Source organism: Massilia sp. NBRC 108631 (genome assembly GCF_059704565.1).
On record NZ_BAAKJE010000047.1, the window covers coordinates 50,241 to 64,906 of the forward strand.

Below are 14,666 nucleotides of genomic sequence, written 5' to 3' on the forward strand. Positions count from 1 at the left end.
TAGCTGCTGCCGTCGTTTCCGTTCGGCATGGAACCACTATAGTTGTTCCCCAATCGAACATAAATCCCACAATCGGCAATTCATTTGATACATCATGTAACCAATAAAGACGTAAAAAAGGCATGCCGCAGCATGCCTGGGATGGTGTGCTGCGGCGCGGATCAGGTCCGCGCCTTGGCCATTAGACCACCACGCACTGGTGTTCGCCTGCCGCCGACGCGCGGATGGCGCCGATGCGGTAGACGGTTTCGCCGGCCGCTTGCAGCTGGGCCATGGCGGCGTCGGCGTTGTCGGCCGAGACGATCACGGTCATGCCGATGCCGCAGTTGAACACGCGGTGCATTTCAGCGTCGGCCACGCCGCCGTGCTGTTGCAGCCACTGGAACAGCGGCGGCAGGGTCCACGACTTGCCGTCCAGCTCGGCCGTCAGGCCGGGCTGCAGCACGCGCGGGATGTTTTCCACCAGGCCGCCGCCGGTGATGTGCACCAGGCCCTTCACTTCCATCGAGGCCATCAGCGCCAGCAGCGGCTTGACGTAGATGCGGGTCGGCTCCATCAGCACGTCGGCCAGCTTGCGGCCTTGGAAGTCGCCTTCCAGGTCCGGCTTGGCCACTTCGATGATCTTGCGCACCAGCGAGTAACCGTTCGAGTGCGCGCCCGACGAGGCCAGGCCCAGCACCACGTCGCCCGGGGCGATCTTGGTGCCGTCGATGATTTTCGATTTTTCCACCACGCCCACCGCGAAACCGGCCAGGTCGTACTCGCCGGCCGGGTACATGCTCGGCATTTCCGCCGTCTCGCCGCCGATCAGCGCCGCGCCGGACTGCTCGCAGCCCTTGGCGATGCCCTTGATGACGTCGGTCGCCTGCGGCACGTCCAGCTTGCCGCACGCGAAGTAGTCCAGGAAGAACAGCGGCTCGGCGCCCTGCACCAGGATGTCGTTGACGCTCATGGCCACCAGGTCGATGCCCACCGTGTCGTGGCGGTTCAGTTCGAAGGCCAGCTTCAGCTTGGTGCCGACGCCGTCCGTGCCGGACACCAGCACCGGCTCCTGGTACTTCTTGCTGATCTCGAACAGCGCGCCGAAGCCGCCGATGCCGGCCATGACGCCTTCGCGCATGGTGCGCTTGGCAAACGGCTTGATCGCTTCGACTAAAGCATCACCAGCGTCGATATCGACGCCGGCGTCACGGTAGGACAGGGAAACATTAGAAGGTTGGCTCATGGTGTATTTCGCAGCGGAGGCGGTAAAATAGAAGGCGGTGGCCGGAATTCGTGCATTTGTGACGCAAAACCCGGCAAGTCCGCTATTTTATCAAAATGCCCCGTCAACCTGCCGTTTTTACGAAAAACATCTTCCCCACATGCCATTCCCCCTCTCGGTCGAACAAAAACAAACGGCATTCTGGGTAGCATTGTGGCTGGCATTCGGCGTCCTGCTGGTGGCGCTGGGCCCTGTCCTGACACCATTCCTGGCGGCGGCCATCATCGCCTACGCCCTCAATCCCGGCGTGGACCGCATCGACCGCCTGCGCGTGGGCCGCTTCGACGTGCCGCGCCCGATCGCGGTGGTGGCGGTGGTGCTGCTGTTCCTGTGCGCGGTGCTGTCGATGGTGCTGATCGTGGTACCCGTGCTGCAAACCGAGATCCCGCTGCTGCAGGCGCAGATTCCCGCTTTCCTGGCCAAGGCCAACGACCTGCTGAGCCCGCGCCTGCGCGAAATGGGCATCAAGGTGCAGCTCGATTCGGCCGGCATCAAAAAACTCGTCTCGCAGCAGATGGTCACCAGCGGCGACGAAATCTGGACCGCCGTGCTGGCCTCGGCGCGCGTGGGCGGCACCGCCGTACTGGGCTGGATCGCCACCCTGGTGCTGGTGCCGGTGCTGCTGTTCTACCTGCTGCTGGACTGGCACCAGATGATGGCGCGCATCGCCGGCGCCGTGCCGCGCCGCTATATCGGCGCCACCGTGGCCATGGCCGAGGAGGTCGACACCCTGCTGGCGCAGTACCTGCGCGGCCAGCTGCTGGTGATGGTGGTGCTGGCCGTGTACTACTCGAGCTGCCTGGCCATCGCCGGCTTCGACGTGGCGCTGCCGGTGGGCATCCTGACCGGCCTGCTGGTGTTCATCCCCTACCTGGGCTTCGGCCTGGGTCTGGTGCTGGCGCTGATCGCCGCCGTGCTGCAGTTCACCGACTGGAGCGGCGTGATCGCGGTGGCCGTGATCTACGGCGCCGGCCAGGTCATCGAAGGCTTTTTCCTCACGCCGCGCCTGGTGGGCGAGCGCATCGGCCTCAACCCGCTGGCGGTGATCTTCGCGCTGCTGGCCTTCGGCCAGCTGTTCGGCTTCGTCGGCGTGCTGCTGGCCCTGCCCGCCTCGGCCATCCTGATGGTGGCCTTCAAGCATCTTCGCGGCCACTACTTGCGCAGCAGCTTTTATAATGCGTAGTGTGAAGACGAATATGCAAACTGCGGGGCGGGAGCCATGAAGCAACTGGTGCTGGATTTAGGCGCCGAGCCTGTGCTCACCCTCGACTCCTTCGAGGTGGGCCAGAACGCCGAGGTGGCCGCGCTGATGCGCGAGTTCGCCGGCCGCACCTCGCGCGAGCATTTCGCCTACCTGTGGGGCGACACCGGCGCCGGCAAGAGCCACATCCTGAAGGCGCTCGGCGCCCTGGAAGGGGCGCGCTACATCTCGCCGTTCTCGATCGAATCCGAATTCGTCTATTCGCCGGAGGTGGACCTGTACCTGCTCGACGACTGCGAGAAGCTGTCGCCGCTGGCGCAGATCGACGCCTTCGCCCTGTTCAACGAGATCCGCGCCAACAACGCCTTCATGGTGTGCAGCGGCGCGGTGGCGCCGGCCGTGCTGCCGGTGCGCGAGGACTTGCGCACGCGCATGGGCTGGGGCCTGATCTACCGCCTGCACGGCCTGACCGACGATGAAAAGGTTGCCGCATTGACCACGGCGGCGGCGGCCCGCGGCTTGACGCTGTCGCCCGGCGTGTTACCCTATTTGCTTTCGCATTACCGGCGCGACATGCGCTCGCTGTCGGAAATGCTGGACGCGCTCGACCAATATTCCCTTGAAACCCAACGTCCCATTACCCTGCCGCTGCTGCGCGAATGGCTGCAGGCGGAAGCGAAAGAATGATGAACCTGGCCCTGTTTGACCTCGACCACACCCTCCTGCCCATCGATTCGGACTACGAATGGGGCCAATTCCTGTGCCGCATCGGCGCCGTCGACGCGCAGGCCTTCGCGGCCCGCAACCAGGCCTTCTTCGAGCAGTACCAGGCCGGCACGCTGGACCCGGTGGAGTACCTGGAGTTTTCGCTCGGCACCCTGGCCGGCTTCCCGCGCGCCAGACTGGACCAGATGCACGCGCAGTTCATGCGCGAAGTGATCGCCCCGGCCATCCGCCCGACCGCGCGCGCGCTGCTGCAAAAGCACCTGGACGCCGGCGACCTGGTGGCCATCGTCACCGCCACCAACCACTTCATCACCGCGCCCATCGCCGAGGCGCTGGGTATCGAGCACCTGATCGCGGCCATGCCGGAAGTGGCGGCCGACGGCAGCATCACCGGCAAGCTGGTGGGCACGCCGACCCAGGGCCACGGCAAAGTGGTGCACACCAAGGCCTGGCTCGAGAAACTGGGCAAGCGCCTGGAAGACTTCGAGACCGTGTATTTCTACAGCGACTCGCACAACGACATCCCGCTGATGTCGGTCGTCACCCACCCGGTGGCCACCAATCCGAACGCCGCACTGACCAGCCACGCCGCCGAAAAAGGCTGGCCAACGATAAATATATTCAATGATTAAGAAATTGATCCGCAAAATCCTCGGTGTCAAAGAAGCCCCCGTGCGAGACACCAGTGTCCCGGTGGTACTTGGCGCCAACCAGCACGGCATCGACCCGCGCCTGCTGTCCTCGAACGCCGTGCGCGTCACCAGCACCCTGCAGGAAGCGGGCTACCAGGCCTTCGTGGTCGGCGGTGCCGTGCGCGACCTGCTGCTGGGCGTGAAGCCGAAAGACTTCGACATCGCCACCGACGCCACGCCCGAGCAGGTCAAGCGCCTGTTCCGGCGCGCCTTCATCATCGGCAAGCGCTTCCAGATCGTGCACGTGATGTTCGGCCAGGACCTGCTGGAGGTGACCACCTTCCGCGGCCCCTCGATCGAGAACGCGCCCAAGGATGAACACGGCCGCGTCCTGCGCGACAACACCTTCGGCAGCATGGCCGAGGACGCCGAGCGGCGCGACTTCACCATCAACGCCATGTACTACAACCCGGCCAACGAGGAAGTGTGGGACTACCACGGCGGCATCGAGGACATCCGCGCCAGGACGCTGCGCATCATCGGCGTGCCCGAAGCGCGCTACCGCGAAGACCCGGTGCGCATGCTGCGCGTGACGCGCTTCGCGGCCAAGCTGGGCTTCCAGATCGAGCCGGGCACGCGCGAGCCGATCACCATCATGGCGCCGCTGATCAACAACGTGCCCCCGGCGCGCGTGTTCGACGAGATGCTCAAGCTCCTGATGTCGGGCCAGGCGCTGGCCTGCCTGCTGCAGCTGCGCAAGGAAGGCCTGCATCACGGCCTGCTGCCGCTGCTCGACGTGGTGCTGGAGCAGCCGCTGGGCGTGAAGTTCGTGACCCTGGCGCTGGACTCGACCGACAAGCGCATCCACGCCGGCAAGACCGTCTCGCCGGGCTTCCTGTTCGCGTCGCTGCTGTGGCACCAGGTGCTGGAGAAGTGGAACGCCTACAAGGCCGCCGGCGAATTCCCGATCCCCGCGCTGCACCTGGCGGCGGACGACGTGCTCGATTCGCAAACCGAAAAACTGGCCCTGCAGCGCAAGATCGGTTCGGACATGCGCGACATCTGGTCGATGCAGCCGCGCTTCGAACGCCGCACCGGCAAGAACCCGTACAAGCTGCTGGAACACCTGCGCTTCCGCGCCGGCTATGACTTCCTGCTGCTGCGCTGCGCCTCGGGCGAGATCGACGCCGAGCTGGGCGAATGGTGGACCGCCTTCTACGACGGCGACGAAACCGAACGCGAACAGCTGGTGGCCGGCTTGAGCCACGGCGGCGGCGCTGCCGGCGGTGCGAAGCGCAAGCGTCCTCCGCGCCGCGGCGGCCGCAGCAAAGGCGAAGGCGGCGAAGGCGGCGAAGGCGGCGATGCCGGCCAAGGCAGCCAGGACGGCGACAGCGACTACAGCGGCGGCAGCCGCGCCGACGCGGGCCAGGCCGGCGGCCGCACAGCGGGGGGCAATGCGCACGCGGAAGCAGGCGCCGACGCCGCGCCGCGCGAACCGCGTCCGCCGCGCTCGCGTGCACCGCGCGCGCCCCGCAAACGCGCCCCTGCCGGCGCCGACACCGGCAACGGCGGCGGCAACGACGGCCAATGAGCGCGGTGCTGAACGCCATGGGCACCACCGCCTACATCGGCATCGGCGCCAACCTGGGCGACGCACAGGCCAACGTGCAGGACGCCATCGCGCGCCTGCGCGCCCTGCCCGGCTGCACCGTGAGCGCCGTCTCCTCGCTGTACCGCACCGCCCCGATCGACTCCAGCGGCGACGACTACATCAACGCCGTGGCCTGCCTGGAAACGGAACTGGGTGCGCAAGCGCTGCTGCAGGCGCTGCAGGGCATCGAGCAGGCGCACGGCCGCGAGCGCCCCTACCACAACGCCCCGCGCACGCTGGACCTGGACCTGCTGCTCTACGGCCGGCAACAGATCAACAGCCCCGAGCTGACCGTGCCGCACCCGCGCATGTGCGAGCGCGCCTTCGTCATCGTGCCGCTGCTGGAAATCGCCGGCAACATCGCCATCCCCGGCCGCGTCCCCGCGCGCTGCTTCGAATCGGCCGTCGCCGGCCAGGCCATCACCAAGCTGTAAGCGCCCATGCAAACCCTCCTTCTGCTCGCCGCCTCCAACATCTTCATGACCATTGCATGGTACTGGCACCTGAAGGGCGGCATGAACAAGCCGCTGTTCACGGTCATCATGATCAGCTGGGCCATCGCGTTCGTGGAGTACTGCCTGGCGGTGCCGGCCAACCGGATCGGCTTTGCCAGCGGCTGGAGCGCCGGGCAGCTGAAGGTGACGCAGGAGGCCATCGCGCTGATCGTGTTCGGCGTGTTCATGGTGACCGTGCTGGGCGAGCCGGTGAGCTGGCGGCACCTGGCGGCGTTCGGCTGCATCATGGCGGCCGTAGCCTTCCTCTTTGTGGGCAAATAGTGGCCGCCGTCTATTTCGGATCCCCACGCTGAAAAGAAAGTTCTTTCGCAGGTAGAATACGCGGTTTGGCGGCAGGCATTACACTGGCGCCACCGGGATCACACTACTTGAGGAACATCCATGTCTGGTTATTTGCAAGGTAACGAAATGGCGGGCAGCGCTCCTGTGCCGGCCGCTGGTGCAAGCGCTGCCGCCGCTCCGGCCGCGGCGCCGGCAAAACCCGTGGCGCACAAGGCGGTCACCATCCCAGCGCTGAACGCGCGCAAAGCCGCCGGCGACAAGATCACCATGCTCACCTGCTATGACGCGAGCTTCGCCTCGCTGATGGACCGCTGCGGCGTGGAAGTGCTGCTGATCGGCGATTCGCTGGGCATGGTCTGCAATGGCCTGGACTCGACGCTGCCGGTGACGCTGGACGAAGTGGCTTACCACACCCGGGCGGTCGCGCGTGGCAACAAGTCTGCGCTGGTGCTGGCCGATATGCCGTTCGGTACCTACGCCAACCCGCAGCAGGCGTTCGACAACGCGGTCAAGCTGATGCAGGCCGGCGCGCACATGGTGAAGATCGAGGGCGGCGCCTGGCTGGCCGAGACCGTGAAGTTCCTGACCGAGCGCTCGGTGCCGGTATGCGCGCACCTGGGCCTGACGCCGCAGTCGGTGCACCAGCTAGGCGGCTACAAGGTGCAGGGCAAGACCATCGAGAGCGCCGAGCTGCTGAAGTCGGACGCGCTGAAGCTGCAGGCCGCCGGCGCCGCGATGGTGGTGCTGGAGGCGATTCCCACCCAGCTGGGCAAGGAAGTGACCGAGCTGCTGGCCATGCCGACCATCGGCATCGGCGCCGGTCCGGACTGCTCCGGCCAGGTGCTGGTGATGCACGACCTGCTGGGCGTGTTCCCTGGCCGCAAGGCACGCTTCGTGAAGAACTTCATGGAAGGGCAGACCAGCATCGACGCGGCCGTCAGCGCCTATGTGGCCGCCGTCAAGGATGGTTCCTTCCCGGCCCAGGAACACTGCTTCTAGGCGCAACGGCGGGTTGGCGCCTCGGGCGCGTCACCCGCCCATCGTCAGCCGATCTGTATCCAGGTCGTCTTCAGCTCGGTGTACTTGTCGAAGGCGTGCAGCGATTTGTCGCGCCCGTTGCCGGACTGCTTGTAGCCGCCGAAAGGCACGGTGATGTCGTCGCCGTCGTACTGGTTCACGTGCACCGTGCCGGCCCTCAAGGCCCGCGCCACCTGGATCGCCTTGCTCATGTTGGCGCTCCACACCGCCGCCTGCAAGCCGTACGGCGTGGCGTTGGCCTGCTTCACCGCGTCCTGCACATCCGTGAAGCTGAGCACCGACAGTACCGGTCCGAATATCTCTTCCTGCGCGATCCTCATGCCGCTGTCGACCTGGTCGAACAAGGTCGGCGCGACGTAATAGCCGCCGCTTTGCGCGCGCTCCTGCGCGCCGCCCGCCAGCAGCCGCGCGCCGCCTGCCTTGCCCGCCTCGATATAGCCCAGCACCGTTTTCATCTGCACTTCGTCCACGATGGCCCCCATCACGGTGGCGTCGTCCAGCGGATCGCCCGGCTGGTAGCGCGGCACCATGGCCAGCGCCTTTTCGATGAAGGCGTCCTTGATCGACTCTTCCACGAACAGGCGCGACGGCGCGTTGCAGCTTTCGCCCTGGTTGAAATAGATCGAGCCCACCGCCGCCGCCACCGCCGCGTCCAGGTCCGGGCAGTCGGCGCAGACAATGTTGGCGGACTTGCCGCCCAATTCAGTCCAGGCGCGCTTCAGGTTCGACTGCCCCGCCATTTGCATGATCTGCTTGCCCACCCGGGTGGAGCCGGTGAAGGCGATGCAGTCGACGTCCATGTGCAGCGCCAGCGCGCTGCCCGCTTCGTTACCGTAGCCCGGCAGCACGCTGAACACGCCGGCCGGAATGCCCGCCTGCAGCGCCAGCTCGGCCAGCCGCAATGACGTCAGCGGCGCCTTTTCGGACGGCTTGAGCACCACGCTGTTGCCCGCCGCGAGCGCCGGGGCGATCTTCCACGCGGCCATGATCATCGGGTAGTTCCACGGAATGATGGCGCCCACCACGCCCACCGGTTCGCGCGTAATCAGCGCCAGGCTGTTGCTGGCGGTGGGGGCGATTTCGCCGTACACCTTGTCCACCGCTTCGCCGTACCAGCGCATGCAGTTGGCGGCCGCGCCCACGTCCACGCTCTGACTGTATTTGATCGGCTTGCCCATGTCCAGGGTTTCCAGCAGCGCCAGGTCGGCGGCGTTTTGCTGGATCAGGTCCGCAAAGCGGATCAGCACGCGCTTGCGTTTGGCGGGCGGCATGCCGGCCCAGCGGCCATCCTCGAAGGCGGCGCGGGCGGCTTGCACGGCCGCGTCCACGTCGGGCGCGCCGCAGCGGGCCACGGCGGCCAGCTTGCGGCCATCGATGGGGGAATGTTTGTCGAACTGCTGTTCGGTGCGGGACCAGGCGCGCTCACCGTTGATGAAGGCGCGGCCGTCGATGTTCAGCGCAAGTGCGCGCTCGTGCCAAAGTGCGTCTGCCATGCTTGCTCCTTGATTGGCGGGCAGGCGCCCGCCAGATCATTTTACGCCTTGCCGGCGGCGGAGACTTGTTTCATTCGTGCGCGCTGGGTGCGCGCCATGTAGACGCTGGAGGCGATCACCGCCACCGTCACCACCAGGATGGTGATGGCTGCCACCGCGTTCACACGCGGGTCCAGCCCGAGGCGGGCGCGCGAGAAGATCACCAGCGGCATGGTGGTCGAGCCTGGCCCGGACAGGAAGGCCGACAGCACCACATCGTCCAGCGACAGCGTGAACGTCAGCAGCCAGGCCGAGGCCAGCGCCTGCTTGATGTTGGGCAGCGTGACCAGGAAGAACACCTGGTAGGGACGGCAGCCCAGGTCCATGGCCGCCTCTTCCAGCGACTTGCTCATCTCCTGCAGGCGCGACTGCACCACCACGGTGGCGTAGGCCATGCCGAGCAGCGTGTGGCCGATCCAGATGGTGTTCAGGCCGCGCTCCGGGAAACCGAACATCTTCTGCGCCGACACCAGCATCAGCAGCAGCGACAGGCCGATGATCACTTCCGGCATCACCAGCGGCGCGCTGGTCATGGCCGAGAACAGGGTACGGCCGGCGAAGCGGCGGTAGCGGTTCAGCACGAAGGCGGCGAAGGTGCCCAGCACCACCGATGAGCAGGCCGTCAGGAAGGCAATGCGCAAGGACAGGCCGAAACCGGAAATGATCTCGCTGTCGTGCATCAACTCGCCGTACCACTGGGTGGAGAAGCCGCTCCACACCATGTCCTGGCGCGAACTGTTAAACGAGAACACCACCAGCACGATGATCGGCAGGTAGAGGAAGATGTAGCCGAGCGAAAGCCAGCCGCGGCCGAACCAGCGCGGGATCAGGGAGCCCTTCATTTGCGCCCTCCTTCGCTTTGTTCGGCCTGGTATTTGTTAAGGATCGCCATCGGCACCAGGATCAGCAGAATGACCACCACGGTGACGGAGGACGCCATCGGCCAGTCGTTATTGGTAAAGAATTCGTCCCACAGCACGCGCCCTATCATCAGCGTTTCCGGGCCGCCCAGCAGCTCGGGGATGACGTATTCGCCCACGGCGGGAATGAACACCAGCATGGAGCCGGCGATGATGCCGGACTTCGACAGCGGCACCGTGATGCGCCAGAACGCCTGCCACGGGGTGGCGCCCAGGTCGGCCGCCGCTTCCAGGTAACGCAGGTCCATCTTGGCCAGGTTGGTGTACAGCGGCAGTATCATGAACGGCAGGTAGGCGTACACCATGCCGAGCACCAGCGAGAACGAGGTGTTCATCATGTGCAGCGGTTCCTGGATGGCGCCGATGGAGATGAGGAAGTTGTTCAGGATGCCCTGGTTGGCCAGGATGCCCTTCCAGGCGTAGATGCGCAGCAGGAAGGAAGTCCAGAACGGCAGCATCACCATCATCAGCAGCACCGGGCGCAGCGAGGGCCGCGCGCGCGCCATGAAATAGGCGAACGGGTAGCCGATCAGCAGGCAGCAGGCGGTGGTGATGGCGGCGTACTTGAGCGAGCTCAGATAGGTCAGCACATACAGCTCGTCGGCCGCGATGAACAGGTAGTTCGATACCTTGATCTTGATATCGACGATGCCCTCGGCATAGGTCACCAGGGTGCCGAAGGGATTGCCGGCATCGACCTCGGTGAAGCTGATGCGCGCCACGATCAGGAAGGGGATCAGGAAGGCGCCGATCAGCCACAGGTAGGGCACGGCGATGACGGCGCTGCGGCCGCTCAGCCAGCGCAGCGTCAGCAGGTCTTTGAAGAATGTGAACATGGAAAGCCCCTGCCGCTCAACGGGTCAGCACGACAACGTCGCTGCCGTCCCACCACGCGTGCACGCGCTGCTCGCGCTGCAGGGGTGCTTCGGCATGGCGCGCCGAGTTGGTGCGCGCCACCTTGAGCCGCATGCCGCTGTCCAGCCTGACCTGGTAGTGGGTTTCGTTGCCGAAGTAGGACACCGCCGCGATCACGCCCTGCACGCAGTTGTGGCCGTGCTCTTCCACCTTGGCGCGCTGCGACATGGTGGGCGCATTCGGCTGCAGCACGATCTTCTCCGGGCGCACCGCCACGCTCACTTCCATGTCGTCGGTGCCGGTGATGCCGTGGCTGACGTAGTGGCTGGTTTCGTCCGATTCGATCACCACGTAGCTGGGCTGGTCTTCGGTGACCCGGCCTTCGAACAGGTTGACCGAGCCGATGAAGTCGGCCACGAAGCGGCAGTTCGGGGTTTCATAGATTTCGCCCGGCGCGCCCACCTGCAGGATGCGGCCCTCGCTCATGATGGCAATGCGGGTGGCCATGCTCATCGCCTCGTCCTGGTCGTGGGTGACCATCACGCAGGTCACGCCGACCTGTTCGATGATGTTGACCAGCTCGACCTGGGTCTGCTCGCGCAGTTTCTTGTCCAGCGCGCCGAGCGGTTCGTCCAGCAGCAGCAGCTGCGGGCGCTTGGCCAGGCTGCGCGCCAGCGCCACGCGCTGCTGCTGGCCGCCGGACAGCTGGTGCGGCTTGCGCTTGCCGTAGGCCGTGAGCTGCACCAGCGACAGCATGTGGTCCACGCGCGCGGCCACTTCCTGCGCCGGCAACCCGTCGCGGCGCAGGCCGAAGGCGATGTTGTCCCACACCGACAGGTGCGGAAACAGCGCGTAGGACTGGAACATCATGTTGATGGGGCGCTCGTACGGCGGGGTGCTGATGATGTCCTTGCCGCCCAGGGTAATGGCGCCGGAGGTGGGCGTTTCGAAACCGGCCAGCATGCGCAGCAGGGTCGACTTGCCGCAGCCCGAACTGCCCAGCAGGGCGAAAATCTCGCCCTTGTTGATCGTCACCGACACATCATTGACGGCGCGCACGCCGTCAAAATCCTTGACCAGATTGCGGATTAACAGGAAAGGCTGGCCAGCGTCGGCGGGTTGGACTGTCGTCATATTGGCGAATTGATAAGCTTAATCGGGATGCACGCGCGCGGCGAGGCCGCACGGCAAGAGACGTGATTATAAATGCAGCATATCGAGGAAGACTACCAAAATGCGGTTACAACAGCCCTCTTTGGCGCACTTCTTCCAGCGTCAGGTCCAGCGCGCGGCGGATCAGCGACACCATCTCGTCGATTTGCGCGTGCGTCATCACCAGCGGCGGGGCAATGATCATGCGCTCGCCCACGGCGCGCATGATGATGCCGGTGTTGAACATGTGGGCGCGGCACAGCATGCCCACGCCCAGCGCCGGGTCGAACCGCACCTGGTAGTGCACGTTTTCCGCCTTGCGCTTGACCAGGTTGAGCCCGGCCACGAAGCCGCAGCTCTCCGCGCTGCCGACCAGCGGGTGCTCGGCCAGCGTGAGGAAAGCCCGCTTCAGATAGGGGCCGGTGTCGTTCGCCACGCGTCCGACCAGCCCCTCCTCTTCGAGGATGCGCAGGTTTTCCAGCGCCGCCGCGCAGGCCACCGGGTGGCCGGAATAGGTGAAGCCGTGGTTGAAGTCGCCGCCCTGCGCGATCAGCACGTCGGCCACGCGGTCGCTCACCAGCACGCCGCCCAGCGGCACGTAGCCGGAGGTGACGCCCTTGGCGAAGGTGATCAAATCCGGCCTGAAGGGCTCGGAGGCGAACCAGCGCCCCAGCCGCCCGAAGCCGGTGATGACCTCGTCGGCGATCAGCAGGATGCCGTACTTGTCGCAGATGCGGCGGATCTCGGGCCAGTAAGTGTCCGGCGGGATGATCACCCCGCCGGCGCCCTGCACCGGCTCGCCGATGAAGGCGGCCACCTTGTCCGGTCCCACTTCCAGGATTTTCGCTTCCAGCCAGGATGCCGAGCGCAGGCCGAATTCGTCGGGCGTGAGGCCGGCGCCGTCGTCGTAGTAATTCGGCTGGCCGATGTGGACGATGCCGGGAATCGGCAAGCCGCCCTGCTCGTGCATGCCGCTCATGCCGCCCAGCGAGGCGCCCGCCATGGTGCTGCCGTGGTAGGAGTTGTGGCGGCTGATGATGACGTGGCGCTCCTTGAAGCCCAGCAGGTCCCAGTAGCGCCGCACCATGCGCACATTGGTGTCGTTCGCTTCCGAGCCGGAGCCGGTAAAGAACACGCGGTTGAAGCCCGCCGGCGCCAGCTGCGCCAGGCGCGCCGCCAGCTGCACCGCCGGCACGTTGGTGGTGTTGAAGAAGCTGTTATAGAACGGCAGCGTCTCCATCTGCTCGTACACGGCCCTGGAGATGCTGGTGCGGCCGTAGCCCACCGCCACGCACCACAGGCCGGACATGCCGTCCAAAATCTTGTTGCCTTCCGAGTCCCACAGGTAGATGCCCTCGCCGCGCACCATCACGCGCACGCCCTTCTCGCCCAGCGCCTTGTGGTCGGTGAAGGGATGCAGGTAGTGCGCATGGTCCTGCTGCTGGATGGTTTTGGTGTCCGTCATGATGGCGCCCCTGTCAAACGTGCAGCAGCAAATGTTCGCGTTCCCAGGGGCTGATGACCTTCATGAACTCCTGGTGCTCCACGTCCTTGATGGCGGCGTAGACGTCGATGAAGCGGTCGCCCAGCACGGCGCGCAGCTTGTCCTCCTTGCGCAGCGCGGCCAGCGCTTCCGGCAGGCCTTGCGGCAGCTCGTATTTCATGTCGTAGGCGCTGCCGGTGGTGGCCGGCGTCGGTTCGAGCTGCTCGGTCATGCCGAGGTAGCCGCAGGCCAGCGTGACGGCCAGCGCCAGGTAGGGATTGGCGTCCGCGCCGATGATGCGGTTTTCCACGCGGCGGTCCTGCACGCCGGATTCGGGCACGCGGAAGCCCACGGTGCGGTTGTCCACGCCCCACTGGATGTTGATCGGCGCGGCGGTGTGGCGCACCAGGCGGCGGTAGGAGTTCACGTACGGCGCCACGATGGCCATGGCGGCGGGCATGTAGCGCTGCAGGCCGCCGATGTAGTGCTTGAACACGGCGGCCGGCGAGCCGTCCTCGTTGCTGAAGATGTTGCGGCCGCTCTTCACGTCCACCACGCTCTGGTGCACGTGCATGGCCGATCCGGGTTCGCCCGCCATGGGCTTGGCCATGAAGGTGGCGTACATGTCGTGCTTGAGCGCCGCTTCGCGCAGGGTGCGCTTGAAGAAGAACACCTTGTCGGCCAGGCCGAGCGGGTCGCCGTGCAGGAAATTGATCTCCATCTGGCCGGCGCCGATTTCGTGGATCAGCGTGTCCACGTCCAGGCCCATCAGGTCGCAGTAGTCGTAGATGTCCTCGAACAGCGGATCGAACTCGTTGACCGCGTCGATGCTGTAGATCTGGCGGCTGGTCTCGGCGCGGCCGCTGCGGCCGATGGGCGCCTTGAGCGGCAGGTCGGGATCGATATTCTTGGCGGTCAGGTAAAACTCCAGCTCGGGCGCCACCACCGGCTTCCAGCCGCGCTCCGCGTACAGCTTGAGCACGCGCCGCAGCACGGTGCGCGGCGCGAAGTCCACCAGCGCGCCGTCGGCGAAATAGCAATCGTGGATCACCTGCGCGGTGGGGTCGGTGGCCCACGGCACCATGGTGATGGTAGTGGGGTCGGCCTTGAGGATCATGTCGCGGTCGGTGGCCGAGATGGCGCGGTCGTAGGCCGCGTCGTCGGTCGGATAGTTGCCGGTGACGGTCATGCCCAGCACCGCTTCAGGGATGCGCATGCCGCGCTCCTGCGTGAATTTCCCGCGCGGCAGGATCTTTCCACGGGCGACGCCGGTCAGGTCGGGGACCAGGCATTCAATTTCGGTGACCCGTTTTTCATTGAGCCACAAATCCATATCTGTGTACGTAAAGTTTTCGCGAATTGCCATGATGAGCTCTCTAAAAGTCTTGATCTGACACGGCCGGGTATCGCTTGCG

14 protein-coding genes are annotated in these 14,666 nt (G+C 65.7%); 7 read left to right on the top strand and 7 right to left on the bottom strand.

Features of this window, described 5'->3' with window-relative positions:
• Positions 1–181: 181 nt before the first annotated feature.
• Entirely contained in the window at positions 182–1,225 is a 1,044-nt protein-coding gene (gene purM / locus AC6H42_RS04910; protein WP_497547519.1) for a phosphoribosylformylglycinamidine cyclo-ligase, read from the bottom strand.
• A 139-nt stretch (positions 1,226–1,364) separates the two neighbouring features.
• Here purM and AC6H42_RS04915 point away from each other — a divergent pair, with 139 nt between their 5' ends.
• From AC6H42_RS04915 to panB, 7 genes are all read left to right on the top strand, one after another.
• Positions 1,365–2,447 carry an AI-2E family transporter gene (locus tag AC6H42_RS04915; protein ID WP_497547520.1) on the top strand — a complete coding sequence of 361 codons (1,083 nt, stop codon included), beginning with the start codon at positions 1,365–1,367 and terminating at the stop codon, positions 2,445–2,447.
• A 36-nt stretch (positions 2,448–2,483) separates the two neighbouring features.
• The gene (gene hda, locus AC6H42_RS04920; RefSeq protein ID WP_057152919.1) at positions 2,484–3,152 is read left to right on the top strand and encodes a DnaA regulatory inactivator Hda; all 669 of its coding nucleotides are present in this window, start codon (positions 2,484–2,486) and stop codon (positions 3,150–3,152) included.
• Complete coding sequence (locus tag AC6H42_RS04925; protein WP_497547556.1) at positions 3,152–3,823, top strand: histidinol-phosphatase; 672 nt, start codon at positions 3,152–3,154, stop codon at positions 3,821–3,823. Before hda ends, AC6H42_RS04925 begins: the two co-directional genes overlap by 1 nt.
• Positions 3,816–5,414 carry a polynucleotide adenylyltransferase PcnB gene (pcnB, locus tag AC6H42_RS04930; protein WP_497547521.1) on the top strand — a complete coding sequence of 533 codons (1,599 nt, stop codon included), beginning with the start codon at positions 3,816–3,818 and terminating at the stop codon, positions 5,412–5,414. Before AC6H42_RS04925 ends, pcnB begins: the two co-directional genes overlap by 8 nt.
• Positions 5,411–5,908: a 2-amino-4-hydroxy-6-hydroxymethyldihydropteridine diphosphokinase gene (gene folK, locus AC6H42_RS04935; protein ID WP_057152917.1), complete on the top strand. Its 498-nt coding sequence runs from the start codon at positions 5,411–5,413 to the stop codon at positions 5,906–5,908. The genes pcnB and folK overlap by 4 nt, the downstream gene beginning before the upstream one ends.
• Before the next feature lie 6 nt (positions 5,909–5,914).
• Positions 5,915–6,250 (top strand): DMT family protein, encoded by a 336-nt coding sequence (locus AC6H42_RS04940; protein ID WP_056401868.1) that lies wholly within the window; start codon positions 5,915–5,917, stop codon positions 6,248–6,250.
• Between the two features lie 120 nt (positions 6,251–6,370).
• The gene (gene panB, locus AC6H42_RS04945; protein ID WP_082551473.1) at positions 6,371–7,270 is read left to right on the top strand and encodes a 3-methyl-2-oxobutanoate hydroxymethyltransferase; all 900 of its coding nucleotides are present in this window, start codon (positions 6,371–6,373) and stop codon (positions 7,268–7,270) included.
• Between the two features lie 44 nt (positions 7,271–7,314).
• Here panB and AC6H42_RS04950 read toward each other — a convergent pair whose 3' ends face one another.
• The 6 genes from AC6H42_RS04950 to AC6H42_RS04975 form a co-directional block, all read right to left on the bottom strand.
• A complete protein-coding gene (locus AC6H42_RS04950; RefSeq protein WP_497547522.1) occupies positions 7,315–8,802 on the bottom strand; it encodes an aldehyde dehydrogenase in 1,488 nt (495 codons plus the stop codon).
• A 41-nt stretch (positions 8,803–8,843) separates the two neighbouring features.
• Complete coding sequence (locus AC6H42_RS04955; protein WP_057152912.1) at positions 8,844–9,683, bottom strand: ABC transporter permease; 840 nt, start codon at positions 9,681–9,683, stop codon at positions 8,844–8,846.
• Positions 9,680–10,597, bottom strand: a complete 918-nt coding sequence (locus AC6H42_RS04960; protein ID WP_057152910.1) for an ABC transporter permease subunit — start codon at positions 10,595–10,597, stop codon at positions 9,680–9,682. Before AC6H42_RS04960 ends, AC6H42_RS04955 begins: the two co-directional genes overlap by 4 nt.
• A 16-nt stretch (positions 10,598–10,613) precedes the next feature.
• Complete coding sequence (locus AC6H42_RS04965) at positions 10,614–11,750, bottom strand: ABC transporter ATP-binding protein (protein ID WP_057152908.1); 1,137 nt, start codon at positions 11,748–11,750, stop codon at positions 10,614–10,616.
• A 106-nt stretch (positions 11,751–11,856) separates the two neighbouring features.
• Positions 11,857–13,233: an aspartate aminotransferase family protein gene (locus AC6H42_RS04970; RefSeq protein ID WP_082551472.1), complete on the bottom strand. Its 1,377-nt coding sequence runs from the start codon at positions 13,231–13,233 to the stop codon at positions 11,857–11,859.
• A gap of 13 nt (positions 13,234–13,246) precedes the next feature.
• Positions 13,247–14,617, bottom strand: a complete 1,371-nt coding sequence (locus AC6H42_RS04975; protein ID WP_057152904.1) for a glutamine synthetase family protein — start codon at positions 14,615–14,617, stop codon at positions 13,247–13,249.
• Positions 14,618–14,666: the final 49 nt, after the last annotated feature.